Here is a 26,546-nt window from a genome sequence, read left to right on the forward strand (position 1 = left end):
TTTGGCGAAGCAAAAGAAAAGTGAGTAGCCGCCGGGCTACCCCCGGCCAGCAGGACCAAGGCAAAAGAAAAGTGAGTAGCCGCCGGGCTACCCCCGGCCAGCAGGACCAAGCAAAGGACAAGGGGAGCGCGCAAGCCGGCGCAAGACCCGGTCAACTCACCCCGAGATGAAATTGATGTTGGCGCGCGTGGGGTCGTTCCCATGAACCGCGAAAATGTTGATGCCCATCTGGTAATACTTGTAGCCTTGCGCGTCGAGCAGATCACGCAGTGCCTGCTGGTCGGTCTTCAGCCATTCGATCCACAGATGGGGTTTGTGGGCCTCGATGGTTTTGAGTGCGCCTGCCAGTCCTTCAAGTTCCATGCCCTCGATGTCCATCTTGATGAAGTCCAGGCGGGGTAGCTTGAGGCCGTCCACCGTGATCATCCTGACCGTCTGGCTGTTCTGCTCGGAATAATCGATGGGCTGCCCGATAAATTCGTTTTTTTCGCTTTGGCGCAATTCAAGCGAGCCGAAACTTCCGGGTACCAGGTAGTCGGGCCTGGGAATTTTCATCTCGCCTTCCTCGGCGCCCAGCGCGGCGTGGTAGGCCCTTGCGTTAAAGCAGTTGTTGATGGCGATGTTGCCGGCGAGGGCGTAATAAATCCTTTCCTGGGCTTCGACGGCGATGACCTTTCCCCAGCCGTGCATATGCCTGGCCCACTCGATGGTGTGAACGCCCATGTTCGCGCCGATGTCAAGCGCGACAACGCCGTCGCCGAAAGCGTCCCGGCGCAAAGTCAGCAGTTGCAAGACCGTGTCGACTTCCCCGGGGTCAAACTCCGAGTTCTGGAGAATTTGATAGCCGACGCCGTAGCCGCGCCCGTCGTCGGTCATGTGGTGGTCGTTGCGATTGACGATCATGGTTCCATGATTGGATGAGGCCAATACAAAAGGCAGGGGGCGAGCAACAAAAGCCATGGTAAATCTTCCCGGTTGACAAAAAATCCCGGGCTTGCGCTTGGCGCAAGCCCGGCGTCGCGGCAAGGTTATGCCCAGCACGCGTTCACGGAGCATCAGGCACGCATCAAGGCCTCAATCTCATCCCCATCCACCGGCACCCCGCGCGTCATCAGCTCACACCCCTTGGCCGTGACCAGCGCGTCGTCCTCAATCCGGATGCCGATATTCCAGAACTCCCTGGGCACGTTCTTGCCGGGGCGCACATAGAGGCCGGGCTCTATCGTCAGCACCATGCCGGGCCGCAGGATGCGCGAAGGCTTGCGCATGATGGGCTGGCCCATGGCGTCCTTGTCGGGGCGTGGTTTGCTGCCGGGTTCGCTGTAGTCGCCGCAGTCGTGCACGTCCATGCCCATCCAGTGGCTGGTGCGGTGCATGTAAAACTGGCGATAAGCGCCGGACTCGAGCACGTCGTCGACCTTGCCGTGTTTGGCCTTGGGCAGCAGGCCGGTGTCCAGCATGCCCTGGGCCAGCACGCGCAGCGCGGCCTCGTGCGGGTCATTGAAGCGCTTGCCGGGCCTGGTCGCCTTCACCGCAGCGTACTGGGACTCCACCACGATGTCATACAGGCGGCGCTGGGCCGGCGTGAATTTACCGTTCGCCGGGAAGGTGCGTGTGATGTCGCTGGCATAACCGTCGAGTTCGCAGCCGGCGTCTATCAGGCACAGCTCGCCGGCCTTGAGTTCGGCGTCGCCGGCGCGGTAGTGCAGCACGCAGGCATTGGCGCCTGCGGCCACGATGCTGGTGTAGGCCGGGAACTGCGAGCCGTGGCGGCGGAACTCGTGCAGCAGTTCGGCTTCCAGGTGGTATTCGCGCAGGCCGCCCTTGATGGGATCACGCAGCATGGCGGCTGAAGTCTGCATGGCGCGCACATGCGCGCCCGCCGAAATTTTGCCGGCACGGCGCAGGGTGGCGATCTCGTGGCTGTCCTTGAAGAGGCGCATCTCGTCGAGCACGCCGCACAGGTCGTGCCGGCTTTGCGGGCACTCGTCGCCCAGACGCACGCGGGCGCGCACCTTGTCGAGCCAGTCGTCGACCCGGGCGTCCAGGCCTTCATGTGTGGCAAAGGGGAACCACACCGACTTCTGGTTGGCCAGCAGCGCCGGCATCCGGGTGTCCAGTACCTCGGTGCTGAAGGCGGCGTCCACGCCCAGCCGGGCCGGCGCGGCCTTGGGGCCCAGGCGTATGCCGTCCCAGATTTCGCGCTCCAGGTCCTTGGGGCGGCAAAACAGCGTGGTCTTGCCGTTGGCCTCAATCGCCAGCCAGGCTTCGGGCTYGTCAAAGCCGGTCAGGTAATAGAAATAGCTGTCGTGCCGGTACGGAAAATCGCTGTCGCGGTTGCGCGGGTACTCGCGCGCGGTGGGCAGCAGGGCGAGGCCGCCGCCGGCCGCCCTGAGTGCACGGGCCACGGCGGCACGGCGTTTCTGGTAAATCGTGGTGGTGCTCATGGTGGCTGCGCTTTGGGTTTGTTAATTGGTGGTGACGGCTGCCTGGTTCAACTCGTCCAGCCGGGCCGGTGTGCCCACGTCGGTCCAGGGCCCGGTGTACAGCTCGGCGCTGACCCGGCCATTGTCCATCGCGGCGCGCAGCAAGGGGGCCAGTGGGGCTTTGAGGCCTTCGGGGTTGCCGAAGGGCATGCTGTTGAAGAATTCGCGGCGGTACAGGCCGATGGTGCTGTAGGTGAATTTGGGTTCCGCGCTGTCTTTGGCCAGGTTCAGTGCCAGGCCGTCCGGGCCCAGGCCGAAGTCGCCCTGCGGGTTGTGGGGCGGGTTGGCCACCAGCCAGAGGTGGGCCAGCTTGCCGCCGGCGGCAAAACGGTCTACGGCGGCCTGGCTGAATTCAAAGCCCGGCACAAACACGTCGCCCGCCAATAGCCAGAACACCTCGCCCAGCAGCGGGAGCGCGCGCGCGATACCGCCGGCGGTTTCCAGCGCGCCGCCGAAATCAACGCCTTCGTGTGAATAGGCAATCGACAGCGGCGTGCGGCCTGGCTGGCTGAAGTGGTTTTCAATCTGCTCGCCGAGCCAGGCGGTGTTGATCACCAGGTCGGTGAAGCCGCCGCGCGCCAGCGCCTCGGCATGCCAGGCGATCAGCGGCTTGCCGCGCACTTTCAGCAGGGGCTTGGGCGTGCTGTCGGTCAGCGGGCGCATGCGCTCGCCGCGGCCGGCGGCCATGATCATGGCTTTGATGGCCGGGTCGCTCACTGCGTATCCCCGCGGTCCAGTGAGCGCTGCTCGGTCCATTCCGGGTTAAAACGCCGTATCAGCGCATCCATCAGGCCGCGCGCGCGCGCCGAGTGGTCGGCGCCAAAGTTGCAGACGTACACGTCCAGTGTCACGGCCTTTTGTTCAGGCCAGGTGTGAACGCACACATGCGATTCGGCCAGCAGCACGGTGGCCGTGATGCCGCCCGGGCCGTGCACGGTGTCGGGAAAAGTGTGGAACAGCTGGTTGACGGCCTGCAGGCCGGCGGCCTGCACGGCCTGCACGCACCAGTCGCCCAGGCGGGCGGCGTCGGTGAACCAGGCGGGATCGCAGCGGCATTTGTAAAGGTCGGCGGTCAGGTGTAGGCCTTGCATCCCCCGACTTTAGACGATGCGCGGCCCCGTCCAGGCCGTAACTTGGTTCCATATCCCGCCAAATTCCCGGGCCGGGGCCAGACGGTAAAATACCGGGTTACCCCTGATCTTTCCCCCTCCGGAGCAGCCTACATGGCAAACACGCAAATGATGGCGAATGCGATACGCGCACTCGCAATGGACGCCGTACAACAAGCCAATTCCGGACATCCCGGCGCCCCCATGGGCATGGCCGACATGGCCGTCGCCCTCTGGGGCCGCCACCTCAAGCACAGCCCGCACAACCCCAACTGGTTCGACCGCGACCGTTTTGTGCTCTCCAACGGCCACGGCTCCATGCTGATTTACGCCGTGCTGCATTTGACCGGCTACAAACTGCCGATCAGCGAACTGAAAAACTTCCGCCAGCTGCACAGCAAAACCCCCGGCCACCCCGAATACGGCTACACCCCCGGCGTSGAAACCACCACCGGCCCGCTGGGCCAGGGCCTGACCAATGCCGTCGGCATGGCGCTGGCTGAAAAGCTGCTCGCCAAGGAATTCAACCGCGAAGGCCACACCGTCGTCGACCACAACACCTATGTGTTCATGGGCGACGGTTGCCTGATGGAAGGCATCAGCCACGAGGCCGCGGCCCTGGCCGGCGCCTGGAAGCTCAACAAGCTGGTCGCGCTATATGACGACAACGGCATCTCCATCGACGGCCAGGTCGCACCCTGGTTCATCGACAACACCGCCGTGCGCTTTGCCGCCTACGGCTGGAACGTGCTGGGCCCCATCGACGGCCATGACGCCGAGCTGGTCGCCAATTCCATCGAAGGCGCGAAGAAGTCCAGCGACAAGCCCACGCTGATCATCTGCAAGACACACATCGGCAAGGGCTCGCCGAACCGCGCCAACACCGCCAAGGCCCACGGCGAGCCGCTGGGCGCCGAAGAAATCAAGCTCACGCGCGAAGCCCTGAACTGGCCCCACGCCCCGTTTGAAGTGCCGAAAGAAACCTACGACGCCTGGGATGCCAAAGCCAAGGGCCTGGCCGCTGAAGCCGCCTGGGACGCGAAATTCGCCGCCTACAAGGCGGCGCATCCTGAACTTGCCGCCGAACTGGTCCGCCGCATGAAGGGTGAGCTGCCCAAGTCCTTCGCGCAACTGGCGGTCGACACCGTCATCGGTTCGCACACCAAGGCCGAAACGGTCGCTTCGCGCAAAGCCTCGCAGCTCGCGCTGGAAGCCTTCACCGCCGGCCTGCCTGAAATGCTGGGCGGCTCGGCCGATTTGACCGGCTCCAACCTGACCAACACCAAGTCCACGCCCAGCCTGCGTTTCGACATGAACGGCGAAGTCGTGCTGACGGCCAACGCCGACGGCGTGAGTTCCATCGGCCGCCACATCAACTACGGCGTGCGTGAATTCGGCATGGCCGCCATCATGAACGGCATTGCGCTGCACGGCGGCTACATCCCCTACGGCGGCACCTTCCTGACCTTCAGCGATTACAGCCGCAACGCCATCCGCATGGCCGCGCTGATGAAGCTGCGCGTGGTGCACGTGTTCACCCACGACTCCATCGGCCTCGGTGAAGACGGCCCGACGCACCAGTCCATCGAGCATGCCGCCAGCCTGCGCCTGATCCCCAACCTGGACGTCTGGCGTCCGGGCGACACGGCCGAAACAGCCGTTGCCTGGGCCGTCGCGCTCGAGAACAAGAACAAGCCGACGGCACTGCTGCTGAGCCGCCAGAACCTGCCCTACGCGCCGAAGAAAGACCTCGGCAACATCAGCCGCGGCGCCTACGTGCTGGCCGAGCCGGCAGAAGTCGGCCTCAACAAGAAGGCCCAGGCCGTCATCATCGCCACCGGTTCCGAAGTGCAACTCGCGCTGAAGGCACAGGAAATACTGGCCGCCCACAAGATCGCCGTGCGCGTGGTTTCCATGCCCAGCACCACCACCTTCGACAAACAGAAAACCGCCTACAAGAGCGAAGTGCTGCCCGAAGGCATCCCCCGCATCGCGGTGGAGATGGGCGTGACCGACGGCTGGTGGAAATACGGCTGCGCCGCCGTGGTCGGCATCGACAGCTACGGCGAATCCGCCCCGGCACCCGTCCTGTTCAAACACTTCGGCTTCACGGCCGAGAACGTCGCCGACACCGTGCGCAAGGTGCTGCGCAAGTAAGCGCACGCAACGTACGCTGCCTGTCCAATCAACCAATTTCAACTTCCAGGAGCAACAGCAGATGACTATCAAACTTGGCATTAATGGTTTTGGCCGGATCGGCCGCAACGTGTTCCGCTCGGCGATCAAGAGCTTCGGCGACATTGAAATCGTCGGCATCAACGACCTGCTCGAGCCCGACTACCTGGCGTACATGCTGAAGTACGACTCGGTGCACGGCCGCTTCGAAGGTGACGTGTCCGTCGAGGGCAACACCCTCATCGTCAACGGCAAGAAGATCCGCCTCACGCAGGAACGCGACCCCGCCAACCTCAAGTGGGGCGACATCGGCGCCACCGTGGTGCTGGAGTCCACCGGCCTGTTCCTCGACAAGGCCTCCGGCGAGAAGCACCTGGCCGCCGGCGCGAAGAAGGTCATCTTCTCGGCGCCGTCGAAAGACGACACTCCGATGTTCGTTTTCGGCGTCAACGACAAGACCTACAAGGGCGAGGCCATCATCTCCAACGCCAGCTGCACCACCAACTGCCTGGCGCCCGTCGCTAAGGTGCTCAACGACAAGTGGGGCATCAAGCGCGGCCTGATGACCACGGTGCACGCCGCCACCGCCACGCAGAAAACCGTGGACGGCCCGAGCAACAAGGACTGGCGCGGCGGCCGCGGCATCCTGGAAAACATCATTCCTTCCAGCACCGGCGCCGCCAAGGCCGTCGGCGTGGTGATTCCCGAGCTCAACAAGAAGCTGACCGGCATGTCCTTCCGCGTGCCGACTTCCGACGTTTCGGTGGTCGACCTGACTTGCGAACTCAACAAGGAAGCCACGCTGAAGGAAATCTGCGCCGAGATGAAGGCGCAAAGCGAAGGCGCGCTCAAGGGCATCCTGGGCTACACCGAAGACAAGGTGGTCGCCACCGACTTCCGCGGCGATGCCCGCACCTCCATCTTCGACGCCGACGCCAGCATCGCGCTGGACGGCACCTTCATCAAGGTGGTGGCCTGGTACGACAACGAATGGGGCTWCTCCAACAAGTGCCTGGAAATGGTGCGGGTGGTGGCGAAGTAATTCGCTGCGGCTTCATCAAAAAAAAGCGCCTTCGGGCGCTTTTTTTTCGGCCGTCGCACATGAAAAGGCCGCAGGCGGTCAATGTTCATTGACCCAAAGCCGGCCGGCCCGTATGGTCGCCGGATGCCGCGCCCATGCCGCGCGGCGCAAGGGGAGGAACATSATGGCGCTGCAGCCGTTTCGGGAGTGGCTTGTCCAGAAAAGCTGGGCGCACGGGGTGTATTACGCCAAGGCGGTGGCCTGCCTTTTGCCGCCGGCCGCGCTGGCCGCAGATGCGCCTTATTTCGGCGTCTCGCCGCAGCACTGGCCGCCTGGCTTCGCGGGCCTGCTGGCCTGGCAACTCACGGCGGAGCTGTTTTTCATCGCCGTCGCGCTGGCGGACCGATTCCTGCCTCGGCTTCGAAACAGCGAAGCGGCGCTCAATGCGGCCTGTGCGGGCGCGATGGTGCTGGCCACCTGGGTCGGGGCGGTCCATGGCTGGATGCGGGGCGACTTGGCCATCTACGCCGCCGGCGCGACCTTTGTGGCGGCTGTGATGTGCACGCCCAGCCCGGTGCGCCGGCCGATGTACGTGCTGAGTTTTGCGGTGCTGGCCCTGGCCGCCGGCATGCGGGAGGGGGACGGTGTGGCGCTGCTGGCCGCGCTGGTCAATCCGTTCTGCGTGGTGGTGCTGTGCATCGAGCTCGACAGGTTCATGCATGCGCGCAACGCCGAACTTTACGCCGAGATGCAGCGCGCGGAGACCGAACGCGCGCGCGCCGACAAGGTGCTGTACAACGTGTTGCCGGCTTCCATCGCCGACGAGCTCAAGCGCGACGACAAGGTCAACGCGGTGAAGTTCGACAACATGGGCGTGCTGTTCGCCGACATCGCCGGCTTCACGACTTTTTCGCGCGCCCTGCCGCCCGACGCGCTGGTTCTGGTGCTGAACCAGATCTTCTCGGCCTTTGACGGCCTGGTCGAAAAATACGGCCTCGAAAAAATCAAGACCATAGGCGATGCCTACATGGTCGTCGCGCACCATCGGCTTGAGGCCCTGGGGCGGCTGGCGCTCGACATGGGCGAGGCCCTGCGGCGCTACAACACCGGCAACGGCACGGAACTGGCCATACGCATCGGCATCCACACCGGGCCCGCGGTGGCCGGAGTGATCGGCGTCAAGCGCTTCCTCTACGACGTCTGGGGCGACACCGTCAACGTGGCCAGCCGCATGGAATCCAGCGGCGCGCCCGGCGCCGTCCACGTCAGCGAAGCGGTGTACCTGCAGACTCGGCAGCATTTTTCATTCGTCGCGCGCGAACCCATAGAGATCAAGGGCAGGGGCCGCATGGCCACCTACTGGCTGCTGGGCCGGACGGTCCGGCTCACCTCAGCATGAAGCCTGCACGCGCAGTCACGGTAGCGAAGGCACTTCAACGGCCGACATGGCTTGCGGCAGAGCCGCCACCAGGTGATCGATCAGGGCGCGCACCGTGACGGGAACGCGCCGTGTCGCCGGGTACAGCGCGTAGAGCGCGATCTCCGGGGATTCCTGCCACTGCGGCATCACCGGCACCAGCCGTCCCGCCGCGAGGTGCTTCGCTGCCAGGAACTCGGGCTGCAGGATCAATCCGGCGCCAGCGACGGCGGCCTCCACCAGCAGGTCGCCGTTGTTGGCGCACAGCGGCCCGCCGACGGCCACGTGCGCCGTTTCCCGGCCCCTGCCGAGGTGCCAGATGTGCCCCTTGTTGGCATGCGCGTAGTTCAGGCAGCGATGCGCCTTGAGCGCCTTCGGCGAGCCGGGCGTTCCGTGCGCCTGCAGGTAGGCGGGGGCGGCATAGATGGCGCGTCGCACGTCGCACAGGCGGCGCGCCGCCAGCGAGGAGTCCGGCAGTTGCGCGATGCGCAGGGTGAGGTCAAAGCCCGTCTCATAGGGGTCGAGCATGCGGTCGTTGAGTTCCACGCGCAACTCGACCCGCGGATGCAGCGCCAGGAACTCCGACAGCAGCGGCGCCAGCACCAGCTTGCCGAAGGACATCGGCGCATTGACGCGCAGCGGCCCTGCCACCGCGCCGCGCAGGGCCGCCATGGACTCGCGGGCTTCGGCGGCGATGGCCAGCAGATCCACGGCATAGTCGTGCAGCGTGGCGCCGGCACTGGTCAACGCAATCGCGCGGGTGGAGCGCGCAAACAGCGTACCGCCGTATTCCACTTCCAGCGAAGCGATGAGCTTGCTGATCTGCGAGCGCGTCACGCCGAGCTCACGCGCGGCGGCGGCAAAGCTGCCCAGCCGTGTCGACAGCACCAGGGCCTGGAGGGCGTCGAGTCTGTCCATGAATTGGTTCCTCTTTGGATACGGTTTGGTTCGAAAACTCAGTCTAGTCAACCTATTGGCTGCAATTTAGCATTCCAGCTTGTTTGTTTCACCATTACAAGGAAATTCACCATGGCTCAAGGAAAACTCGAACTTCTGACCCCCCAGAACTGCGCGCTTGTCCTGATCGACCACCAGCCGCAAATGACCTTCGGCGTGGCCAACATCGACCGGCAACTGCTGAAGAACAACGTCATCGGCCTGGCCAAGGCGGCCAAGGTGTTCAATGTCCCCACGGTGCTGACCTCAGTCGAGACTGAATCCTTTTCGGGCAACATCTGGCCCGAACTGCTCGCGGTGCTGCCCGACAACCGGATTTTTGAGCGCACCAGCATGAACACCTGGGACGATGCCGCCGTCAAGGCCGAACTGAAAAAATTCGGCCGCAAAAAACTGGTGCTCGCGGCGTTGTGGACCGAGGTCTGCCTGAACTTCCCCGCGCTGGAGGCCATGGCCGACGGCTACGAGGTGTATTTTGTGGAAGATGCCTCCGGCGGCACTTCGGTGGCGGCGCACAACATGTCGGTGCAGCGCATGATCCAGGCCGGCGCCGTGCCCATCACCTGGCAGCAGTTCCTTCTCGAAATGCAGCGCGACTGGGCGCGCAAGGAGACCTATGCGGGTACCACGGGCATCGTCATGGAGCATTCCGGCGCCTACGGCTCTGGCGTCGACTACGCGATCACGCACGTGCACAAGATGCCCGCGCGCAAGCTGGGCTGAAGCGCCATGAACAGCGCCACAAACAGCACGGGTGAGCCGGCAGGCCCGTCCTCTGAAAGCGTCAGCCTGGTGGTGCGCCACCGCGTGCGCCCCGGTGCGCGCGCCGCGTWCGATGCCTGGCTGGCGGAGACCATGCGGGTCGCCTCGGCCTATCCGGGCCACCAGGGCGTGCATGTGGTCCGCCCGTCCGGCACCGGCGTTGACTACCTCATCGTGGTCCGCTTCGCCACCTCTGAGCAGTTGAATGCCTGGTACCGATCCACCGAACGCGCGCGCCTGGTCGAGGCCGTGCAGCCGCACCTGCAAGCCGGTGAACAGGTCACCCTGGGCACCGGCATCGACTTCCTGTTTCCCCCTGAAGCGGCGGCTGGCGCGGAGGCGCCGGTAAAGCCCGCGGCCTGGAAACAGTGGCTGATCACCACCTCGGTCATCTGGCCGCTGACCATGGTCGTGCCCTGGGCCATGGGGCCGTTGTTCAAGGCCGTCCCCGCCCTGGGCGTGTATGGCGTGGAGCACGGCATACTGGCGGCCGTCATCGTGGCCCTGGTGGTCTGGGTGGTCATGCCGCCCTACACGCGGCTGCTGCACCCATGGCTGTTCGCGCGGCGCTGATTCCCCCTCAACAATTCCCGGAAGTCCGCATGACCGATCCCGCCATGGCCGCCACGGCCGACATCATTTTCATCAACGGCCGCTTCACCACCCTGGACCGGCAGAACCCGGTGGCCGCCGCGGTGGCCGTGGCTGGCGGCAAATTCATCGCCGTGGGCAGCCACGAAGATGCCATGCGCCACGCGGGCGCCAAGACACAGGTGGTCGACCTGGCCGGCGCGGCCGCCCTGCCCGGCCTGCACGACAGCCACACGCATTTGATACGCGCCGGCCTCAACTACGCGATGGAACTGCGCTGGGACGGTGTGCCTTCGCTCGCCGATGCGATGGCCATGCTCAAGGCGCAGGCGGCGCGCACGCCGGCGCCGCAGTGGGTGCGCGTGGTCGGCGGGTTCACCGAGCAGCAGTTCGCGGAAAAGCGCCTGCCCACACTCGCGGAAATCAATGCGGCCGCGCCCGACACCCCGGTCTTCATCCTGCACCTGTATGACCGCGCCCTGCTCAACGGCGCCGCCCTGCGCGCCGTCGGCTACGGCAAGGACACGCCGAATCCGCCCGGCGGCGAAATCGCGCGAGACACCCAGGGAAATCCGACAGGCCTGCTGCTCGCCAGACCTAACGCGATGATCCTCTACGCCACACTGGCCAAAGGCCCCAAGCTGGACCCGGACGCGCAGGAGGCGTCGACCCGGCTTTTCATGCGCGAGCTGAACCGGCTCGGCATCACTTCGGTGATCGATGCCGGCGGCGGCTTCCAGAACTATCCCGACGACTACCGCGTGATCGAGAAGCTGCGCGATACCGGCGAGCTCACGGTGCGCATAGGCTACAACCTGTTCACGCAGCGGCCGAAACAGGAGGCGGATGATTTCCGGCAGTGGACCGGCATGCTGCCGCCGCTGTCCGGCACCGACATGCTGCGCCACAACGGCGCCGGCGAAATGCTGGTGTTCTCCGCGGCCGATTTCGAGGACTTCCGCGAGCCCCGGCCCGAACTGCCCGCCAGCATGGAGGACGAGCTCGAGCGCGTGGTGCGCCTGCTGGTGGAAAAGCGCTGGCCTTTCCGGCTGCACGCGACTTACGACGAATCCATAGGGCGCGCACTCGACACCTTCGAGAAGGTCAACCGTGAGATTCCTTTCAACGGCCTGCATTGGTTTTTTGATCACGCCGAAACCATCAGCGCGCGCAACATCGACCGTGTCAAGGCGCTGGGCGGCGGCATCGCCGTGCAGCACCGCATGGCCTACCAGGGCGAATATTTCATCGAGCGCTATGGCGCCGGCGCCGCCGAACACTCGCCGCCGATTCGCCGCATGCTGGACGCCGGCCTGCCCGTGGGCGGCGGCACCGATGCAACCCGCGTCGCGAGCTACAACCCCTGGGTCTGCCTGTACTGGATGGTCACCGGCAAGACGCTGGGCGGCACCGCGCTGTACCGCCCCGACAACCTGCTGGACCGCGACACCGCGCTGCGGCTGTGGACCAGCGGCAGCGCCTGGTTCGCCAATGCCGAGGGCCAAAAAGGCCAGATCAAGGTGGGCCAGCTTGCCGACTTCATCGTGCCCTCGCGCGACTTCTTCGGCATCCCGGAGTCCGACATCAAGGACCTGGTGTCGCACCTGACGGTGGTGGGCGGGCGCATCGTGCACGGCGACGGCGGTTTCGCGGGCCTGGCGCCGCCCATGCCCAAAGCCGCCAACGACTGGGCACCGACAAAGGCTTTCGGCGGCTACTGGCGCGAGCCCGCCTCCGGAGGCAAACCGGCGGGCTTCGCCGCGCGCGCGATGCAGCCTTTCGCCGATTGCTGCGCCAAGCCCTGCGCGGTGCACGGGCACGGCCACACCCAAAGCTGGCTGGGCAACGCGCCGGTGTCCGACGAAAAAAGTTTCTGGGGCGCTCTGGGTTGCGCGTGCTGGCTTTGAGCAATAGCTGATGAGGAAAACCATGACCGCGCGCGAGAACACATTTTTAATACCGGCGCTCCAGGCCGCCAGGCTGCTGCTGGCGGTCGCCTTCGTCTACAGCGGCGTTTCCAAGCTGTTCAATTTCGACGCGGCTATCGGCGAGGCCGCGCATTTCGGCCTGAGCCCGGCGCCCGTGTTCGCCGCCGCGGTGCTCGTCACGCAACTGGCCGGCTCAGCGCTGATGCTTTCCGGCCGCGGCCCGTGGGCGGTGCTGGGCACACTCGCGCTGGCCGGGTTCACGCTGGTGGCCACGGTCATAGGCCATCCGTTCTGGGCCATGAGCGGCATGGAGCAATTCCACAACCGCAATTCATTCCTCGAGCATCTGGGGCTGATCGGTGGCCTGGTGCTGGTGGCCGCACTGTCCTGGGACCGCCGCGCCGCGCGCTGATGGGCGCCGGTCCGCAACCACCAGGCCTGAGGAGGGCTCAGCGGCCCAGCAGTTCAGCCGGCAGCGACAAGCCGGGCCGTTCGTCGTCCCAGGCCATCGCGCTCATCTTCCAGCCTTCGGGGGTCTTGATGAACTGTGTCGAGATCACACCGCGTGCTTCAAAGTCCTTGCCGTTCTGGGTGCCGGCTTTGCCGTAGGCGCTGTAGCGGTGCGCGATATTGCCGAAGACCTGCGTGGTCTCCGACAGCTCCCATTCCTTGAAGCGCGTCAGCGCGCCACTGTCCACCAGGGCCCGGCGCGGCGCGATGAATTCGGCGACGGTCGATATCTCGGGCGTGGCCGCCGTGTTCTTGATCAGCAGGCCGGCCTCGATGAACAGGCCGTGGATGTTCTGGTAAGGCGGTGCGCCGCCGGCCTCGAAGGACACGGCCTCAAAGAACGCCGCCGCCAGCGCATCAAGTTCGCGCTTCACGTCTTCTGCTTGTGTGCTCATGCTCATGTCGACTCCTGGATAGGTAGTGCGGTGCTTGCCGCTTCCGCCGGCCGCTCTTCGCGCCCGCCCGGGTAGCGCGCAAAACGCGCCGGCTCACGGCCGTGCACCGGCGCGTCGTCCGCGAAGGACCAGCCGCCGAACTGCGTGCGCTGGTAGTCGGCAAGGGTCTGCGCGATTTCGGCCTGAGTGTTCATCACGAAGGGGCCGTACTGCACCACCGGTTCGCCAATCGGCTTGCCTTGCAGCAGCAGGAACTCGGCTTCGTCGGCGCCGCTGTTGGCCAGCTCCACGGCCGCATCGGCCCGCAGCGTAATGGCCGCATGGCCGCTGACGGGCTGGCCGGCCACGCCGGCCGACGTGCCCTTGAAAAAATACAGTTGGCGCTGCGTACCGCTGCCCTTGGCGGCGGGCAATGTCCAACGCGCGCCGGGCGCCACGCGAATCGTCCAGATCGCCACATCGGCATCGGCCTGCGCGGCCCAGGAATCGGGCGGCGGTGCGAGCGGGCCGGTTTCGGCCTCGCCCAGGCGCCCGGCGATGACGGCGACTTCGGTGGTGCGGCCCGCGCTGTCCGTGAGCACCTGGCGCGGAATGTCCTGCGACCAGAACATGGTGAAGTGCGGGTCCGCCATCTTGCCGGCCGCCGGCAGGTTGAGCCAGATCTGGAACAGCTCCAGCGGGTTGGGGTTCTGGGGGTCCAGCAGCGGGAACATTTCGGAATGCACCACGCCTTTGCCGGCCGTGAGCCACTGCACGTCGCCGCGGCCGAAGCGCGCCGTGGCGCCCAGCGAATCGGAGTGGTCGACCAGGCCCTTGCGCACGATCGTCACGGTTTCAAAACCGCGGTGCGGGTGCGCCGGAAAACCCGGCACCGTGCTGCCGTGGTACATGCTCCAGCCGTCCTTGCGCGCGAAGTCCTGGCCGATGTCGCGTCCCGTGAGTGAGGCGTCCGGTCCCATCTGCGCATTGGCCCGGGGGTAGGCGTCGTCGTGGTAGACGCAAAAGAGGAAGGGATCGAGCGTCGCCCACGGAAAGCCGAGCGGCTTGACCTGCAGGACCGGGTGGGCGGCGGAGTCGGTGGCGGAAGATGCGGCGGACGTGGCAGGCATGAAGAGGCCTTTCTGGCGTGTGACGTTCAAAGAAGACATATGCGGCCGGCCGCTGATGCTTCAAGCGGCGCCGGCCTGCCAACGGGCTTGCCGGCTCTTCAGCTCTTGAGCTTCCAGCCCGTGCGGAAGATCCACCACACCACGCCCAGGCACAGCCCCAGGAAGCCCAGGATGGCCAGCACGCTGAGGCCCACATTGACGTCGGCCACGCCGTAGAAGCTCCAGCGGAAGCCGCTGATCAGGTAGACCACCGGGTTGACCAGGGCGATGTTTTGCCACAGCGGCGGCAGCATGTTGAYGGAATAAAACGCGCCGCCCAGGAAGGTCAGCGGCGTCACCACCATCAGCGGCACAACCTGCAGCTTCTGGAAGTTGTCGGCCCAGAGCCCGATGATGAAACCGAACAGGCTGAAGGTCAGCGCGGTCAGCAGCAGGAAGCACAGCATCCAGAAGGGGTGCGCAATGCTGTAAGGCACGAAGAGGCGCGCCGTGACCAGGATCAACAGGCCCAGCATGACGGACTTGCTTGCCGCGGCCCCCACATAACCGATCACTACCTCCATCGACGACACCGGCGCCGACAGCAGCTCGTAAATCGTTCCCGACCACTTCGGCATGTAGATGCCGAAGGCGGCGTTCGAGATGCTCTCGTTGAGCAGCGACAGCATGACCAGGCCGGGGATGATGAAGGCGCCGTAGCGGATGCCGTCGATGTCGCCCATGCGCGAGCCGATGGCGGCCCCGAACACCACGAAATACAGCGAGGTTGAGATCACCGGCGAGGCGATGGACTGCATCAGCGTGCGGAAGGTGCGCGCCATTTCAAAGCGGTAGTGCAGCTGCAGGCTCAATTGCTTCTTGCCGAGCTTGCGCATCAGCACGGTTTTGTCCTCGACAAGGATCAGCTCGCCTTTGTTGATCACGCCGATGCGGTCGGCCATCTCCTCGGCTTCCTCGATGTAGTGCGTGGTCAGGATGATGGTGACGCCGCCGTCGCGCAGCTCGCGCACCATTTGCCACATGCCCTTGCGCAGTTCGACGTCGACGCCGGCGCTGGGCTCATCCAGGAACAGGATGGTCGGCTCGTGCGACAGCGCCTTGGCGATCAGCACCCGGCGCTTCATGCCGCCCGAAAGCGCCATGATCTTGCTGTCCTTCTTGTCCCACAGCGACAGGTCGCGCAGCACCTTCTCGATATAGGCCGGGTTCGGCGGCTTGCCGTACAGGCCGCGGCTGAAGCTCACGGTGGACCAGACGGTTTCGAAGGCATCGGTCGAAAGCTCCTGCGGCACCAGGCCGATCTTGGAGCGGGCGGCACGGTAGTCGCGGACGATGTCGTGCCCGTCGGCCGTCACCGTGCCCGAACCGGGGTTGACGATGCCGCAGACGATGCTGATCAGGGTGGTCTTGCCAGCGCCGTTGGGGCCCAGCAGGGCGAAGATCTCGCCGCGCCGGATCTCCAGGTCCACCGACTTGAGCGCATGAAAGCCCGAGGCGTAGGTTTTGCTGAGTTGCTGTATGGAAATGATGGGATTGGCTTGCACGCGGCATCCTGGTGTGAAGTGGGCACTCAAGGAAGAGTGCCCGAATCATTCTATCGAGCGCGAGCGAAAAGCCGGGGACTAAGGGCTTTTCAAGGCCTTGCCGCTTTTCGCGCGTGGGTACGGCCGCCTCGTGCCGCGCGGCGCTCCGATTCCCGGCGGGCCTGCGCCGCCTTCAGGCGGCTCGCTGTTCGGGCCAGGGTTCGCGCCAGGCAGGCAACTGGTTCAGGCGGTCGTGCCAGCGCCGGATCGCCGGGAAACCCGCCAGCGGCAAGCGTGCTTTTTCGGCGTAGGGCAAGGTGATGGCCACCGCGAAGTCGGCGACGGTCAGGGCATCGCCGACAAGGTACTCGCGCCCTTTCAGGTGCCCCTCCAGCACGCCGGCATAGCGTTCGAAATCCGGCGTCACCCGGGCAATCTCGGCGGGGTCGGCCTCGCGCCCCAGGAAGCGCGGCTTGATGATGTGCTCAAAGTAAAAAGTGCCGACGGCCGGCGCGAACTCGGTCGCATCCCACATCAGCCAGCGCATCACCTCGATGCGGCGTTCATCGCGCGGCCAGAGTTCCGAGCCGGCTTTCTCCGCCAGGTGGCACATGATGGCGTTGGACTCCCACAGAACCAGTTCGTCATCGACCAGCACCGGCACCTTGGCGTTCGGATTCATCTTGCGGAATTCAGGCGTGCGGTGCTCGCCTTTTTCCAGCGCGACAGGGATGAATTCCAGTGGCGACTCCAGGTGCCGGGCGACGGCGCAGGCCTTGCGCGGGTTCAGCGTGTCCGAGTAGTAAAGCTTCATGGTTTTTCCATCGTGTGTTTCCCGTGTGTTTTCAAGCCGCCATGCGCGGCAGGTCGGACCAGACCGGCCTGACCTCTATGGTCGCGGCACTGGCCATGGGGTGGCCGGCCGCGATGTCGATGGCTTCCCGCATGCCGGCGCATTCAATCAGCCCGTAGGCCGACATTTTTTCCGCGCTGCCGGCAAAAGGGCCGTCCGTCACCACGCGCTTGCCGCGGCGCACCCGCACCGTGGCGGCTTCGCCCGGCGGGCGTAGCGGGTTGCCGTGCTGGAGGATGCCGCGGCCTTGCATGTCCCTGACCCAGGCGCCTATTTCGGCGACCAGGGCCGGGGTGGGCGCGAAGGCCGCGTCGTGGCAGATGATCAGCAGGAACTGCATGGGATGCGCCGCCTCAAGGCATGGGCAGCGGATGGATCACCATCCACGACACGCCGAAGCGGTCGACCACCACGCCGAAGGACGAGGCGAAAAAGGTCTTGGCCATCGGCATTTCCACCTTGCCGCCCTCGCCCAGCAGCTTGAACAGGCGCTGCGCCTCGGCATCGCTGGCCGCGGACACAGACAGCGAGAAGCCCTTGAACTCCGCCTTGCCACCGCCCATGCCGTCGGAGGCCATCACTTCCGTCTCGCCGATCTTGAAGCTGGCGTGCATGATGCTGTTGGGGTCGGGGGCCGGGCCGCCGTCGGGGCCGCAGCCATCCGTCATGGGTTCGGGGTTTTCCTTGAAGCGCATCATCATCGTGACCTGCGCGCCAAGCGCCTTGCGGTAGAACTCGATGGCCTCTTCGCAGCGGCCGTTGAAAAAGAGGTAGGACTGAACCAGCATGGGAATCTCCTTTGGGGTTGGTTGGTTGGGGGGTGGGGATGCGTGCCTAGCGCGGAAACAGCGCGGCGGTGGCAGGCCAGTCGGCCATCCGCGTTGCGGGAACAAGTGCAGGAACTGGCGTGGCCGGCCGCGTATCGCGGCCGAAGTACACCTGCACTTCCACGAGCTTGCCGCCCTGGAAGCGCAGCCATTCGGTGTTGCGGAATTTTTTGCCCGTGGTGCTTTCGGCCTCATAACGTATGAAGGCCTCGTCGCCCTGGCCAAATATCTTCTCCACCGTAAAGCGGCGCAGCGTGCGGCTGTTGGGCCAGCAGCGCGCGAAGTAGGCGGCGCGGTTGATGCGGTCGTCCAGCGGGCTGCTGAAGGTGAAGCGCTCGTCCAGCAGGTCTTCAAGGACTTGCCGGTCCTGCGTCTCGTACGCCGAAAAATACCGGCGCACCAGGGTGGCGATGGGGCTGTTCATGGCGGCGGCCTTTCTTGCAAATACTGTCCGGCTTCAGGCCCTGTCGTAGGCCTCTTTCAAATCCTTGATGCTGATCTTGCGCATCTTCAGCATCGCGCTCATGGCGGCGCCGGCCTTGGCCGGGTTTTTGTCGCCCAGCATTTCACCGAGCGCCGTCGGGATGATCTGCCAGGACAGGCCGAACTTGTCTTGCACCCAGCCGCACTGGTTGGGCGCGCCGCCGGCCGAGAGCTTGTCCCACAGCTCGTCCACCTCCGCCTGCGTCTTGCAATCCACAAAGAGCGAGATGGCCGGCGTGAAGCTGAAGTGCGGGCCGCCGTTGAGCGCCATGAACTCCTGGCCCTCAAGTTCGAAGCTGCCCGTCATGACCGTGCCCTCGGGACCGGGGCCTTCCTTGCCGTAGCGCCGCAGCATGGTGATCTTCGAGTTCTTGAAGATCGAGACATAGAAGTTCATGGCTTCTTCGGCCTGGTCGTTGAACCACAGGAAGGGGGTGATTTTCTGCATGGTTGGGGTCCTTGTAAGCGCGGGGTTTCGCGGGGAAATTCAGGGTTCGGAGGCTTGTGCGGTGGCCCAATCAGCAGTATTGTGTACACCGTCCACAAAAGAATAGCAAAGATAATGAACGCTGTCCACATAAATACGTAACAAGCCATGTCGAGCGCGTCCCAGCCCCCGCCACCCCGCAGCACTTACCGCCACGGAGACTTGCGGCGCGCGCTGCTGGAAGCCGCCGTCGAGCTGGCCCGGGCGGGTGGCCCCGAGGCCGTGGTGCTGCGCGAAACCACGCGCCGTGCGGGCGTCGCGCCCAACGCCGCCTACCGCCATTTCGAAAGCCGCCAGGCCTTGCTCTATGCGGTTCGCTCCGCCGCGCTGGCGGCCGTGGCCCGCGCCATGGAGGCCGAACTGGCCGCACTGCCCCCGGATTTACCGCCCGCCGAATTCGCCCGCGCCAATGTGCGCGCGGTGGGCACCGGCTACCTGCGTTTTGCGCAGGCGGAGAGCGGGCTGTTCCGTACGGCCTTCGGGCCTTCGGACGATTTGAAGGAAAGAGCCCAGGGCGCGCCGGCCGATAGCGAGCGCAAAGGGCAAAGCGGGCTGGACCCGTTCGAGCTGCTGGGCGCCGCGATCGACAAACTCGTGGGCGCCGGCGTGATGTCGCCCGAACGCCGCCCCGGCGCCGAGTTCCTGGCCTGGTCGGCGGTGCACGGCCTGGCGATGCTGGTCATAGACGGCCCGCTGGGCCCCATCCTGGGCCCGCAGATGCTGCAGATCGGCGAGCGCCTGATCGATATGGTGGAAAAAGGCCTGTGCGAAAAATAGCGGGCCTCAGGCCGCGCCCGCCGGGTCCGCGCGTGAGGGCAAGCCCATGCCTGCAGGCAGCCCCTCGCGCAACGCCTCGATAAAGCGGCGCAGCTTGGCCGGGTAAAAATTCGAATAGGGATAGATCAGCCAGACCGGCAGCGGCGCGGCGCACCATTGGGGCGCCAGGTGCAGCAAGCGGCCTTCCGCCACGTCCTCGGCCACCAGCCAGGTTGAGGAAATGCTCGCGCCCAGGCCCAGCAGCGTGGCATTGCGCAGCGCGAACAGGCTGTCCGTGCCCAGGCGCGGCTGTATCGCGAAGCGGAACTCCTCGCTGTCGCGGCCGGCATGGCGGCGGGTCAGCGCCACCTCGTTGCGGTAAAAGGTCTGCAGCGCCAGCCAGGGCAGGGCCTGCAGTTCGGCTGGCTGCAGCGGCGGCGGCCGGCCCTGCAGCAGCGAAGGCGCGGCCACCACGATGCGCCGGACTTCGGCGATCTTCACGGCCACCAGCGAGGGGTCTTCCACCGCGCCCACGTGCACCGCGCAATCGATGCCCTGGGCGATGAAGTCCGGCGTGCCGTCGTGCAGCAGCCATTCCACCGTGACCCGCTCGTGGCGCCGCAAATAATCGACCAGCGGCCCCACCAGCCGCTGCTGGCCCAGCGCATGCGGCACGACCACGCGCAGCGTGCCCTCCGGCACTTCCTGCGTGCCGCGCAGGTCGGCCTCGAAAGCGTCCCAGTTGCCCAGCAATTCCTTGGCGCGGGCAAAACAGCGCTCGCCGTCCTCGGTCAGCTTCATCGCGTGGGTGGAGCGCTGCAGCAGCTTCAGGCCCAGCGAACGCTCCAGCGCCTGCAGGCGCCGGCTCACCGTGGGCTGCGTGGCGTTCATCTGCGCGGCGGCGGCCGACAGGCTGCCCGCCTCCACGATGCGCACAAAGGTCTGCATCAGTTCAATCCGGTCCGGCGCGGTTTTCATGGGTGTCCGTTCTCTGTCTTTGCATACGTATTGCGTATGACCATTGTGCCCAATAGCCGCCTTCACAGCGTAAAACCAAGCCCGCATACTCGCGTCCTGCCCTTAGAGGGGCGTTTACCAGGACTTTTGACATGACCATCACCGCCAATACGCATGACCACGCCGCCCCGGGGTTGCCGCTTTCGCTGATTCTTTTGCTCGCCACCGGCGCCGGCCTGGGCGCTGCTTCGCTTTATTACAGCCAGCCCATGCTGGCCCTGCTGGTCGCCGAATTCAAGGCCACGCCCGCCACCATCGGCCTGGTGCCCACGCTGACCACACTCGGCTACGCGCTGGGCATCGGCCTGCTCGCGCCGCTGGGCGACCGTTATGACCGGCGCCGCATCATCGTGGGCAAAGCCGCCGCCCTGGTGCTGGCCTTGCTGTTGGCCGCCTGCGCGCCCTCGCTGGCGGTGCTCGTGCTGGCCAGCCTTGCCATCGGGCTGGCGGCCACGCTGGCGCAGGACATCGTGCCGGCCGCCGCCACGCTCGCGCCGGAGGCGCAACGCGGCAAGACCGTGGGCACCGTGATGACCGGCCTGTTGCTGGGCATCCTGCTCTCGCGCGTGGTGGCCGGCGTGGTCGCCGAGCAGTTCGGCTGGCGCAGCATGTTCGTGGCGGCCGCCCTCGGCATTGCGCTGCTGGGAGCGGCCATGTCGCGGCTGCTGCCGCGCTTTGTGCCGACCACGCAACTACCTTACCTGGCGCTGCTGGGCTCACTCGCCACGCTGTGGAAGCGCCACCCCGCGCTACGCCGCGCGGCCATCGCCCAGGGGCTGATCAGTGTCGGCTTCAGCGCCTTCTGGTCCACGCTGGCCATCATGCTGCATGCCGCGCCCTTCAACCTGGGCAGCAGCGCGGCGGGCGCCTTCGGCCTGGCGGGCGCCGCCGGTGCATTGGCCGCGCCGCTGGCCGGCCGGCTCGCCGACCGCAAGGGCCCGGAAATCGTCACGCGCCTGGGCGCCACGCTGGTGGCCGTGGCCTTCATCGCCATGGCCTTGGGCCCCGACCAGCTGTGGCTGATCGCGCTGGGCGCGGTGGTGTTTGACCTGGGCGCGCAGGCCACGCTGATCGCGCACCAGACCCTCATCTACGGCATAGAGCCCGCCGCGCGCAGCCGCCTCAACGCCGTGCTCTTCATCGGCATGTTCAGCGGCATGGCCAGCGGCGCCTGGCTCGGCAGCGTGGTGCTGGCGCACGCGGGCTGGCAAGGTGTGTGTGTGATGGCCGCGGTATCGGGTGCGGCCGCGCTGATGGTGCGCATGTGGCCCGCGAAGAAGCTCGCGCCCTGCGCGGCCTGATGCGGACATTCCCGCGCCGATAAAAAAAGGCCTCTCGCGAGGCCCTTTTTTTATTTCTTATCCACGCAACGCGGTTCAGGCGGCCAGCGCTTCCTTAGGAAAGTCCGTCGACGCGGCCAGCGCCTTCCAGTCCTTCAGTTCGGCCTCGACAAACGCATGCTTGTCCGCAATCGTCTGCAGCGTGTCGGTGCCCAAGGGCAGGCGCAGCGGCGGCGTGGCGGAGTCCACCAGCGCCAGCATGGCCTGCGCCAGCCGCAGCGGGTCGCCGGCCTGCTTGTGGTTGATCTGCGTGGCGGCCGCGCGCACCCGGCCGGCGCTCGCGGCATAGTCGTCCAGGATGCGCGGCGAGACCGACAGCGAGTTGCTGTCCAGGAAGTCGGTGCGGAAGTAGCCCGGCTCCACCACCGTCACGTGGATGCCCAGCGGCGCGAGTTCGCCGTGCAGCGCTTCGCTCAGGCCTTCCACCGCGAACTTGGTCGAGCAGTACACGCCAAAGCCCGCGCCGGACTGGTAGCCGCCCAGTGACGAGATGTTGATCACGTGGCCGCTGCGGCGCTCGCGCATGGACGGCAGCACGGCGCGCGTCACGTTCAGCAGGCCGAACACATTGGTTTCGTAAAGGCGCCGCACTTCGTCGGCCGTGGCTTCTTCCACCGCGCCCAGCAGGCCATAGCCCGCGTTGTTGACCAGCACGTCGATGCGGCCGAAGCGCGCCAGCGCGGCTTGCACGGCAGCGGCCGCCTGCGCCTCGTCCGTCACGTCCAGCGGCAGCGCCAGCAGCGCAGCGCCCGCGGGGAATCTTTTCTGCACCGAAGCCGCGTCGCGCGAGGTCGCCACCACCGCCTCGCCGCGGGCCAGCGCCGCCTCGGCGATGCGCGCGCCAATGCCGCGCGCCGCGCCGGTGATCATCCAGACACGTTTGAAATCCGTCTTCGCATTCATGGCCAGGTCCTTCAAAAAAAGTTGTTGAGGAGGGCAATGTAGGATTTCCATTGGGTGTTGAATAGCCAGGAGTCGCTGGGTTCATAATCAAGCAAATCGTGATAATCACCACCCAGCCCCGAGAGAAGCACCATGGCTTTGAATGAACTGCGCGCCATCGCCACCTTCGTCAAGGCCGCCGAACTCGGCAGCCTGCGCCAGGCCGCCGCGGCGCAGGCCATCACGCCGCAGGCCGCCAGCCAGGCGCTGGTGCAGTTGGAGCGGCACCTCGGCGTGCGCCTGTTCCACCGCACCACGCGCAGCCTGAGCCTGACGGAAGAGGGCGAGCAGTTCCTGCAGGCCGCGCAGCCCGGGCTCTCCACGCTGCAGCGCGCGCTGCACGGCGCGCGCCGCAGCCGCGAAGAGATCGCCGGGCCGCTGCGCATCGTCGCGCCGCGCTCCATCATGCTCGAGGTGCTGTGGCCGGTGCTTGAAGAGTATTGCCGCCGCTACCCACAGGTCGAACCCGACATCCAGATGGACGACCGCATCGGCAACTGGGTCGAAGACCGTGTCGACGTCGGCTTTCGCGCCGGCTCGCCGCCCGGAGGCGGCATCATCTCGCGGCGCATCCTGCCGCTGCAGCTCATCGTCTGCGCCGCGCCGGCCTACATCGCCCAGCACGGCGCGCCGGCCACGATAGACGAGCTGGCGCACCATCGCTGCACCGGTTTTCACAACACGGGCAGCGGCAAAACCATGCCCTGGGAATTCAAGGTCGGCGAAGAAGTCGTGGGCCGCGTGATCGCGCCATCCTTCCTGGCCAACGATGTGGACCTCGAAGCCCGCGCCGTCGTGGCCGGGCAGGCCATAGGCCAGCTGATAGGCGTGACCGCCGCGCCGCTGGTGCGCGCCGGTCGGCTGGTGCCGCTGCTCACGCAACACGTCACCGACCACCTGGGCCTGCACGTCTATTACGGAAGCCGCAGCGCGCAACCGGCGCGGGCGCGCGCCTTCATCGACCTCGCGGTCGAGCGGCTGGTGGGCAACACGCAGTTTTTCCTGGAGCCGCATGAGCTGGCGCCGCCCAAAACCGGCCGGCGCCGCAAGCAGCCCTGAGCTGCAAGCTCAGCGCATCAGGACTTGGCGGAAGCGGTGGAGGCCGCCAGTGACTTTGCCATCTCCAGGTGATGCTCCACCGTCGGCAGCATCTTGCCGGCCAGGGCCTTGACGTCGCTGTCCTTGCCGTCCTTCTGCATCTTCTGCAGCAGCTTCACGGTGCTTTCATGGTCTCCGACGCCGGCGCGCTTGGCGTATTCCTTGTCGAACAGGCTGCCCGACAGCGCTTTCAGCGCGGTGGCCCTGGTCTTGGCCATGGCGCCGGCGCCGTCCGGCAAGGTGACGTTCTTGGCGGTGGCCAGCGCCTGCACTTCGCCCAGTGCCTTGGTGTGATCGTCCACCATCTGCTGCGCGAATTTTTTCACCTCGGCACTCTGCGATTTTTCCAGCGCCATCTTGCCGGCGTCGACCTCGGCCATATTGCCCTGCGCCAGGTCTTCCAGCATCTTGCGGTCGCTGCGGTCCAGCTTGGAGGCGTCTTCGGCCTTGGTGGTCGCGGGTGCGGCGGGTGCGGTGCCGCTTTGCGCCCAGACGGCGGGCGCGACGGACAGCGCCAGCGCCGCCAGCACGGCAAGCGCCAGGCCGTAGGTGCGAAGTGAGGATTGGGGTTTCATGGGCATGGAAAGCTCCTGGAAAAGTGGGTGAAATGCAGCGCCCGCGCATCACGCGCGAAGGCACCGCCGACCCCTCAAGATCGCCTCTGCCGCCCGCGTGCCGCGCCGGGCATTTCCGGTGCTGCATGTAGGAATGCACCGCATGCCCGGTGCGAGATGGCCCGCCCGCGTTCCTACAGCCGTGTCAGCCGCAGGCTGACGCACCAGGCGGCGCGCACGCGCTAGATTGGCTGTCTGCCGCTGCGCTTTTTTTGAATGCTGTGTGGGATGCCCCGGCTGAGCGCGCCGGCCCAAGAACAACAATGCCTTCTTCCAACATAGACCCCCTCCGTCGCCGCACGCCCTGGGTCACGGGCCTTGTGCTGCTGGTGCTCGGCGTGCCCTTGCTGCTGGCCGGCTCCTGGCTGGGCGTGCTGGGCGGCACCTGGTATTACCTGCTGGCAGGCCTGGGCTTTGTGCTCACGGGCGTGCTGCTGATGCGCCGCAGCCCCGCCGCGCTCTGGGTGTTTGCCGTGCTGATTGGGGGCACGCTGGCCTGGGCGATCTGGGAGACCGGGCTGGACTGGTGGCCGCTGGCCGCGCGCGGCGGCGTGGTGTTTGTCATCGGGCTGTTCCTGGCGGCGCCCTGGATCGCCCGCACCTGGCCCATAGGCGAGGCCGGCCATGAAGGCGTGACGGGCGCGCGCGGCGGCCGCTGGGCATTGGGCTCCGTGCTGGGCGCGTTTCTCGTCGCGGCGGTCGTCACCTGGTTCCATGACGACAACCGCCTGGTGGGCATGCTGCCGCTGCCGCCCATGGGAACCGTGGCCGCGCCGTCGCCGGCCGACGGCGTGCCGGCGGAAGATTGGCATGCTTACGGCCGCACCGGCCACGGCCAGCGCTATTCACCCCTGGCGCAGATCACGCCCGACAACGTCAAGCAGCTCGGGATCGCCTGGCAGTACCGTACCGGCGACATGCGCGGCCGCCCCGGCGACCCGGAAGAAACCACCTTCGAGGTGACGCCGCTCAAGGTCGGCAACCGGCTGTTCTTCTGCACGCCGCACCAGTCGGTGATCGCGCTCGACGCCACCACCGGCGCCGAGATCTGGCGCTTCAACCCCGAGATCCAGAACAAGCTCGCGCTGCAGCACCTGACCTGCCGCGGCCTGTCCTACCAGCCGCCGCCCGCCGCACCTGTCCCGGCAACTCCGGCCGCCGGCGGCGGATGCGCGGCCAAACTCTTTATGCCCACGGCCGATGGGCGCGTCATCGCGCTGAGCCCCGACAGCGGCAAGCCCTGCACGGCCTTCGGCGGCGGCAAGGGCGAGATCGACCTCTGGGCCGGCATGCCCAACCTCAAGCCCGGCGCCTATTATTCGACCTCGCCCGTGGTGGTGAGCTCGCGCCTCCTCATCGTCGGCGGCACCGTGCTCGACAACGTCTCCACCAAAGAGCAGTCCGGCGTCATCCGCGCCTTCGACATCAACACCGGTGCCCTGGTATGGGCCTGGGATTCAGGCCGGCCCGATAGCAGCGCGCCGCTCAAGCCCGGTGAAACCTATACCGCCAATTCGCCCAACAGCTGGTCGATCTCCAGCGTCGACGAAGCGCTGGGCATGGTCTACGTGCCCCTGGGCAACCAGCCGCCCGACCAGTGGGGCGGCCAGCGCAGCCCGGCGGTGGAAACCTATTCGTCCTCCGTCGTTGCGCTGGATCTCGCCACCGGCAAGGTGCGCTGGAACTTCCAGACCGTGCACCACGACCTCTGGGACTACGACGTGCCGGCCCAGCCCAGCCTGCTGGAGCTCAACATCAACGGCAACCGTGTGCCCGCCCTGGTGCAGCCGACCAAGCAGGGCGAGATCTTTGTGCTGGACCGCCGCACCGGCACGCCGCTGCTGCCCGTCAGCGAAGTCCCCGCGCCGCAGGGCGCCGCGCAGGGCGACCACACCGGCCGCGACATGTGGGGCGCGGCGCTGTCTTTCAACCCGCCGCCGCTGACCGGCCGCGACATGTGGGGCGCGACGATGTTCGACCAGCTCTATTGCCGCATCGCCTTTCACCGCCTGCGCTACGAGGGCCGCTTCACGCCGCCCTCCACGCAGGGCACGCTGGTCTACCCCGGCAACTTCGGCGTCTTCAATTGGGGAGGCGTGGCCGTCGACCCGGTGCGGCAGATGGCCTTCACCACACCGACCTACCT

General features: G+C 66.2%; 27 protein-coding genes. 11 read left to right on the forward strand and 16 right to left on the reverse strand.

Translation table 11 applies throughout. From position 1 onward, the window contains the following. Positions 1-156: 156 nt before the first annotated feature. The 4 genes from AC1D0P_RS10410 to speD all read right to left on the reverse strand — a co-directional run bounded on the left by AC1D0P_RS10410 (position 157) and on the right by speD (position 3,577). Complete coding sequence (locus AC1D0P_RS10410) at positions 157-903, reverse strand: FkbM family methyltransferase (RefSeq protein WP_477676665.1); 747 nt, start codon at positions 901-903, stop codon at positions 157-159. A gap of 152 nt (positions 904-1,055) precedes the next feature. Next, on the reverse strand, positions 1,056-2,447 hold the full coding sequence (locus AC1D0P_RS10415) for an aminopeptidase P N-terminal domain-containing protein (protein WP_477676666.1): 1,392 nt from the start codon (positions 2,445-2,447) through the stop codon (positions 1,056-1,058). A gap of 21 nt (positions 2,448-2,468) precedes the next feature. Beyond that, positions 2,469-3,179 carry an N-acetylmuramate alpha-1-phosphate uridylyltransferase MurU gene (gene murU / locus AC1D0P_RS10420; RefSeq protein WP_477676691.1) on the reverse strand — a complete coding sequence of 237 codons (711 nt, stop codon included), beginning with the start codon at positions 3,177-3,179 and terminating at the stop codon, positions 2,469-2,471. 20 nt (positions 3,180-3,199) lie between these two features. Continuing rightward, entirely contained in the window at positions 3,200-3,577 is a 378-nt protein-coding gene (gene speD / locus AC1D0P_RS10425) for an adenosylmethionine decarboxylase (protein ID WP_477676667.1), read from the reverse strand. Between the two features lie 132 nt (positions 3,578-3,709). On the opposite strand from speD, the gene tkt reads away from it, so the two are divergent. From tkt to AC1D0P_RS10440, 3 genes are all read left to right on the forward strand, one after another. Then, the gene (gene tkt / locus AC1D0P_RS10430) at positions 3,710-5,752 is read left to right on the forward strand and encodes a transketolase (protein ID WP_477676668.1); all 2,043 of its coding nucleotides are present in this window, start codon (positions 3,710-3,712) and stop codon (positions 5,750-5,752) included. 61 nt (positions 5,753-5,813) lie between these two features. After that, positions 5,814-6,812 carry a type I glyceraldehyde-3-phosphate dehydrogenase gene (gene gap / locus AC1D0P_RS10435; RefSeq protein WP_477676669.1) on the forward strand — a complete coding sequence of 333 codons (999 nt, stop codon included), beginning with the start codon at positions 5,814-5,816 and terminating at the stop codon, positions 6,810-6,812. A 163-nt stretch (positions 6,813-6,975) separates the two neighbouring features. Beyond that, positions 6,976-8,190: an adenylate/guanylate cyclase domain-containing protein gene (locus AC1D0P_RS10440; protein ID WP_477676670.1), complete on the forward strand. Its 1,215-nt coding sequence runs from the start codon at positions 6,976-6,978 to the stop codon at positions 8,188-8,190. Positions 8,191-8,205: 15 nt separating this feature from the next. Here the strand turns inward: AC1D0P_RS10440 and AC1D0P_RS10445 are convergent, their stop codons facing one another. After that, positions 8,206-9,126, reverse strand: a complete 921-nt coding sequence (locus AC1D0P_RS10445; RefSeq protein ID WP_477676671.1) for a LysR family transcriptional regulator — start codon at positions 9,124-9,126, stop codon at positions 8,206-8,208. 111 nt (positions 9,127-9,237) lie between these two features. Between AC1D0P_RS10445 and AC1D0P_RS10450 the strand changes: the two genes are divergently transcribed. Genes AC1D0P_RS10450 through AC1D0P_RS10465 form a run of 4 tightly spaced genes read left to right on the forward strand, consistent with a single transcriptional unit; the run spans position 9,238 to position 12,858 of the window. Continuing rightward, positions 9,238-9,888, forward strand: a complete 651-nt coding sequence (locus AC1D0P_RS10450; protein WP_477676672.1) for a hydrolase — start codon at positions 9,238-9,240, stop codon at positions 9,886-9,888. 6 nt (positions 9,889-9,894) lie between these two features. Beyond that, entirely contained in the window at positions 9,895-10,500 is a 606-nt protein-coding gene (locus tag AC1D0P_RS10455; protein ID WP_477676673.1) for an antibiotic biosynthesis monooxygenase, read from the forward strand. A gap of 29 nt (positions 10,501-10,529) precedes the next feature. Further along, on the forward strand, positions 10,530-12,425 hold the full coding sequence (locus tag AC1D0P_RS10460) for an amidohydrolase (protein ID WP_477676674.1): 1,896 nt from the start codon (positions 10,530-10,532) through the stop codon (positions 12,423-12,425). Positions 12,426-12,447: 22 nt separating this feature from the next. After that, positions 12,448-12,858: a DoxX family protein gene (locus AC1D0P_RS10465; protein WP_477676675.1), complete on the forward strand. Its 411-nt coding sequence runs from the start codon at positions 12,448-12,450 to the stop codon at positions 12,856-12,858. A 37-nt stretch (positions 12,859-12,895) separates the two neighbouring features. Here the strand turns inward: AC1D0P_RS10465 and AC1D0P_RS10470 are convergent, their stop codons facing one another. The 8 genes from AC1D0P_RS10470 to AC1D0P_RS10505 form a co-directional block, all read right to left on the reverse strand. Next, on the reverse strand, positions 12,896-13,351 hold the full coding sequence (locus AC1D0P_RS10470) for a hypothetical protein (protein ID WP_477676676.1): 456 nt from the start codon (positions 13,349-13,351) through the stop codon (positions 12,896-12,898). A 2-nt stretch (positions 13,352-13,353) separates the two neighbouring features. Continuing rightward, positions 13,354-14,460 (reverse strand): pirin family protein, encoded by a 1,107-nt coding sequence (locus AC1D0P_RS10475; RefSeq protein ID WP_477676677.1) that lies wholly within the window; start codon positions 14,458-14,460, stop codon positions 13,354-13,356. A 98-nt stretch (positions 14,461-14,558) separates the two neighbouring features. Then, a complete protein-coding gene (locus AC1D0P_RS10480) occupies positions 14,559-16,004 on the reverse strand; it encodes an ABC transporter permease (protein WP_477676678.1) in 1,446 nt (481 codons plus the stop codon). A 172-nt stretch (positions 16,005-16,176) separates the two neighbouring features. Next, positions 16,177-16,797 carry a glutathione S-transferase family protein gene (locus AC1D0P_RS10485; RefSeq protein ID WP_477676679.1) on the reverse strand — a complete coding sequence of 207 codons (621 nt, stop codon included), beginning with the start codon at positions 16,795-16,797 and terminating at the stop codon, positions 16,177-16,179. Between the two features lie 31 nt (positions 16,798-16,828). Then, a complete protein-coding gene (locus tag AC1D0P_RS10490; RefSeq protein WP_477676680.1) occupies positions 16,829-17,176 on the reverse strand; it encodes a YciI family protein in 348 nt (115 codons plus the stop codon). A gap of 13 nt (positions 17,177-17,189) precedes the next feature. Beyond that, positions 17,190-17,624 carry a VOC family protein gene (locus tag AC1D0P_RS10495; RefSeq protein ID WP_477676681.1) on the reverse strand — a complete coding sequence of 145 codons (435 nt, stop codon included), beginning with the start codon at positions 17,622-17,624 and terminating at the stop codon, positions 17,190-17,192. Between the two features lie 46 nt (positions 17,625-17,670). Beyond that, the gene (locus tag AC1D0P_RS10500; protein WP_477676682.1) at positions 17,671-18,087 is read right to left on the reverse strand and encodes a nuclear transport factor 2 family protein; all 417 of its coding nucleotides are present in this window, start codon (positions 18,085-18,087) and stop codon (positions 17,671-17,673) included. A gap of 33 nt (positions 18,088-18,120) precedes the next feature. Next, positions 18,121-18,594 carry a VOC family protein gene (locus AC1D0P_RS10505; RefSeq protein ID WP_477676683.1) on the reverse strand — a complete coding sequence of 158 codons (474 nt, stop codon included), beginning with the start codon at positions 18,592-18,594 and terminating at the stop codon, positions 18,121-18,123. Positions 18,595-18,741: 147 nt separating this feature from the next. On the opposite strand from AC1D0P_RS10505, the gene AC1D0P_RS10510 reads away from it, so the two are divergent. Continuing rightward, positions 18,742-19,410, forward strand: coding sequence for a TetR/AcrR family transcriptional regulator (locus tag AC1D0P_RS10510; protein ID WP_477676684.1), 669 nt, complete (start codon positions 18,742-18,744; stop codon positions 19,408-19,410). A 6-nt stretch (positions 19,411-19,416) separates the two neighbouring features. Here AC1D0P_RS10510 and AC1D0P_RS10515 read toward each other — a convergent pair whose 3' ends face one another. Beyond that, positions 19,417-20,367 carry a LysR family transcriptional regulator gene (locus tag AC1D0P_RS10515; protein WP_477676685.1) on the reverse strand — a complete coding sequence of 317 codons (951 nt, stop codon included), beginning with the start codon at positions 20,365-20,367 and terminating at the stop codon, positions 19,417-19,419. A gap of 131 nt (positions 20,368-20,498) precedes the next feature. Here AC1D0P_RS10515 and AC1D0P_RS10520 point away from each other — a divergent pair, with 131 nt between their 5' ends. Further along, positions 20,499-21,707 (forward strand): MFS transporter, encoded by a 1,209-nt coding sequence (locus AC1D0P_RS10520; RefSeq protein ID WP_477676686.1) that lies wholly within the window; start codon positions 20,499-20,501, stop codon positions 21,705-21,707. Between the two features lie 75 nt (positions 21,708-21,782). Here the strand turns inward: AC1D0P_RS10520 and AC1D0P_RS10525 are convergent, their stop codons facing one another. Continuing rightward, positions 21,783-22,649, reverse strand: coding sequence for an oxidoreductase (locus AC1D0P_RS10525; RefSeq protein ID WP_477676687.1), 867 nt, complete (start codon positions 22,647-22,649; stop codon positions 21,783-21,785). Between the two features lie 132 nt (positions 22,650-22,781). Between AC1D0P_RS10525 and AC1D0P_RS10530 the strand changes: the two genes are divergently transcribed. Then, positions 22,782-23,747 (forward strand): LysR family transcriptional regulator, encoded by a 966-nt coding sequence (locus AC1D0P_RS10530; protein WP_477676688.1) that lies wholly within the window; start codon positions 22,782-22,784, stop codon positions 23,745-23,747. 17 nt (positions 23,748-23,764) lie between these two features. Here AC1D0P_RS10530 and AC1D0P_RS10535 read toward each other — a convergent pair whose 3' ends face one another. After that, on the reverse strand, positions 23,765-24,367 hold the full coding sequence (locus AC1D0P_RS10535; RefSeq protein WP_477676689.1) for a DUF4142 domain-containing protein: 603 nt from the start codon (positions 24,365-24,367) through the stop codon (positions 23,765-23,767). Between the two features lie 296 nt (positions 24,368-24,663). On the opposite strand from AC1D0P_RS10535, the gene AC1D0P_RS10540 reads away from it, so the two are divergent. Further along, the coding region (locus tag AC1D0P_RS10540) for an outer membrane protein assembly factor BamB family protein (RefSeq protein ID WP_477676690.1) at positions 24,664-26,546 on the forward strand (1,883 nt) is incomplete at its 3' end.

It is taken from the genome of Polaromonas sp. P1_G2, assembly GCF_056405515.1.

Bases quoted from the DNA above. Each gene is read 5' to 3' on its own strand.
- AC1D0P_RS10450 (WP_477676672.1), top strand. From the start codon at position 9,238: ATGGCTCAAGGAAAACTCGAACTTCTGACCCCCCAGAACTGCGCGCTT.
- AC1D0P_RS10495 (WP_477676681.1), bottom strand. From the start codon at position 17,624: ATGCTGGTTCAGTCCTACCTCTTTTTCAACGGCCGCTGCGAAGAGGCC.
- AC1D0P_RS10470 (WP_477676676.1), bottom strand. From the start codon at position 13,351: ATGAGCACACAAGCAGAAGACGTGAAGCGCGAACTTGATGCGCTGGCG.
- AC1D0P_RS10445 (WP_477676671.1), bottom strand. From the start codon at position 9,126: ATGGACAGACTCGACGCCCTCCAGGCCCTGGTGCTGTCGACACGGCTG.
- AC1D0P_RS10485 (WP_477676679.1), bottom strand. From the start codon at position 16,797: ATGAAGCTTTACTACTCGGACACGCTGAACCCGCGCAAGGCCTGCGCC.
- AC1D0P_RS10525 (WP_477676687.1), bottom strand. From the start codon at position 22,649: ATGAATGCGAAGACGGATTTCAAACGTGTCTGGATGATCACCGGCGCG.
- AC1D0P_RS10460 (WP_477676674.1), top strand. From the start codon at position 10,530: ATGACCGATCCCGCCATGGCCGCCACGGCCGACATCATTTTCATCAAC.
- AC1D0P_RS10510 (WP_477676684.1), top strand. From the start codon at position 18,742: ATGTCGAGCGCGTCCCAGCCCCCGCCACCCCGCAGCACTTACCGCCAC.
- speD (WP_477676667.1), bottom strand. From the start codon at position 3,577: ATGCAAGGCCTACACCTGACCGCCGACCTTTACAAATGCCGCTGCGAT.
- AC1D0P_RS10535 (WP_477676689.1), bottom strand. From the start codon at position 24,367: ATGCCCATGAAACCCCAATCCTCACTTCGCACCTACGGCCTGGCGCTT.
- murU (WP_477676691.1), bottom strand. From the start codon at position 3,179: ATGATCATGGCCGCCGGCCGCGGCGAGCGCATGCGCCCGCTGACCGAC.
- AC1D0P_RS10465 (WP_477676675.1), top strand. From the start codon at position 12,448: ATGACCGCGCGCGAGAACACATTTTTAATACCGGCGCTCCAGGCCGCC.
- AC1D0P_RS10505 (WP_477676683.1), bottom strand. From the start codon at position 18,594: ATGCAGAAAATCACCCCCTTCCTGTGGTTCAACGACCAGGCCGAAGAA.
- AC1D0P_RS10440 (WP_477676670.1), top strand. From the start codon at position 6,976: ATGGCGCTGCAGCCGTTTCGGGAGTGGCTTGTCCAGAAAAGCTGGGCG.
- AC1D0P_RS10520 (WP_477676686.1), top strand. From the start codon at position 20,499: ATGACCATCACCGCCAATACGCATGACCACGCCGCCCCGGGGTTGCCG.
- AC1D0P_RS10530 (WP_477676688.1), top strand. From the start codon at position 22,782: ATGGCTTTGAATGAACTGCGCGCCATCGCCACCTTCGTCAAGGCCGCC.
- AC1D0P_RS10490 (WP_477676680.1), bottom strand. From the start codon at position 17,176: ATGCAGTTCCTGCTGATCATCTGCCACGACGCGGCCTTCGCGCCCACC.
- AC1D0P_RS10475 (WP_477676677.1), bottom strand. From the start codon at position 14,460: ATGCCTGCCACGTCCGCCGCATCTTCCGCCACCGACTCCGCCGCCCAC.
- AC1D0P_RS10515 (WP_477676685.1), bottom strand. From the start codon at position 20,367: ATGAAAACCGCGCCGGACCGGATTGAACTGATGCAGACCTTTGTGCGC.
- AC1D0P_RS10500 (WP_477676682.1), bottom strand. From the start codon at position 18,087: ATGAACAGCCCCATCGCCACCCTGGTGCGCCGGTATTTTTCGGCGTAC.
- AC1D0P_RS10410 (WP_477676665.1), bottom strand. From the start codon at position 903: ATGATCGTCAATCGCAACGACCACCACATGACCGACGACGGGCGCGGC.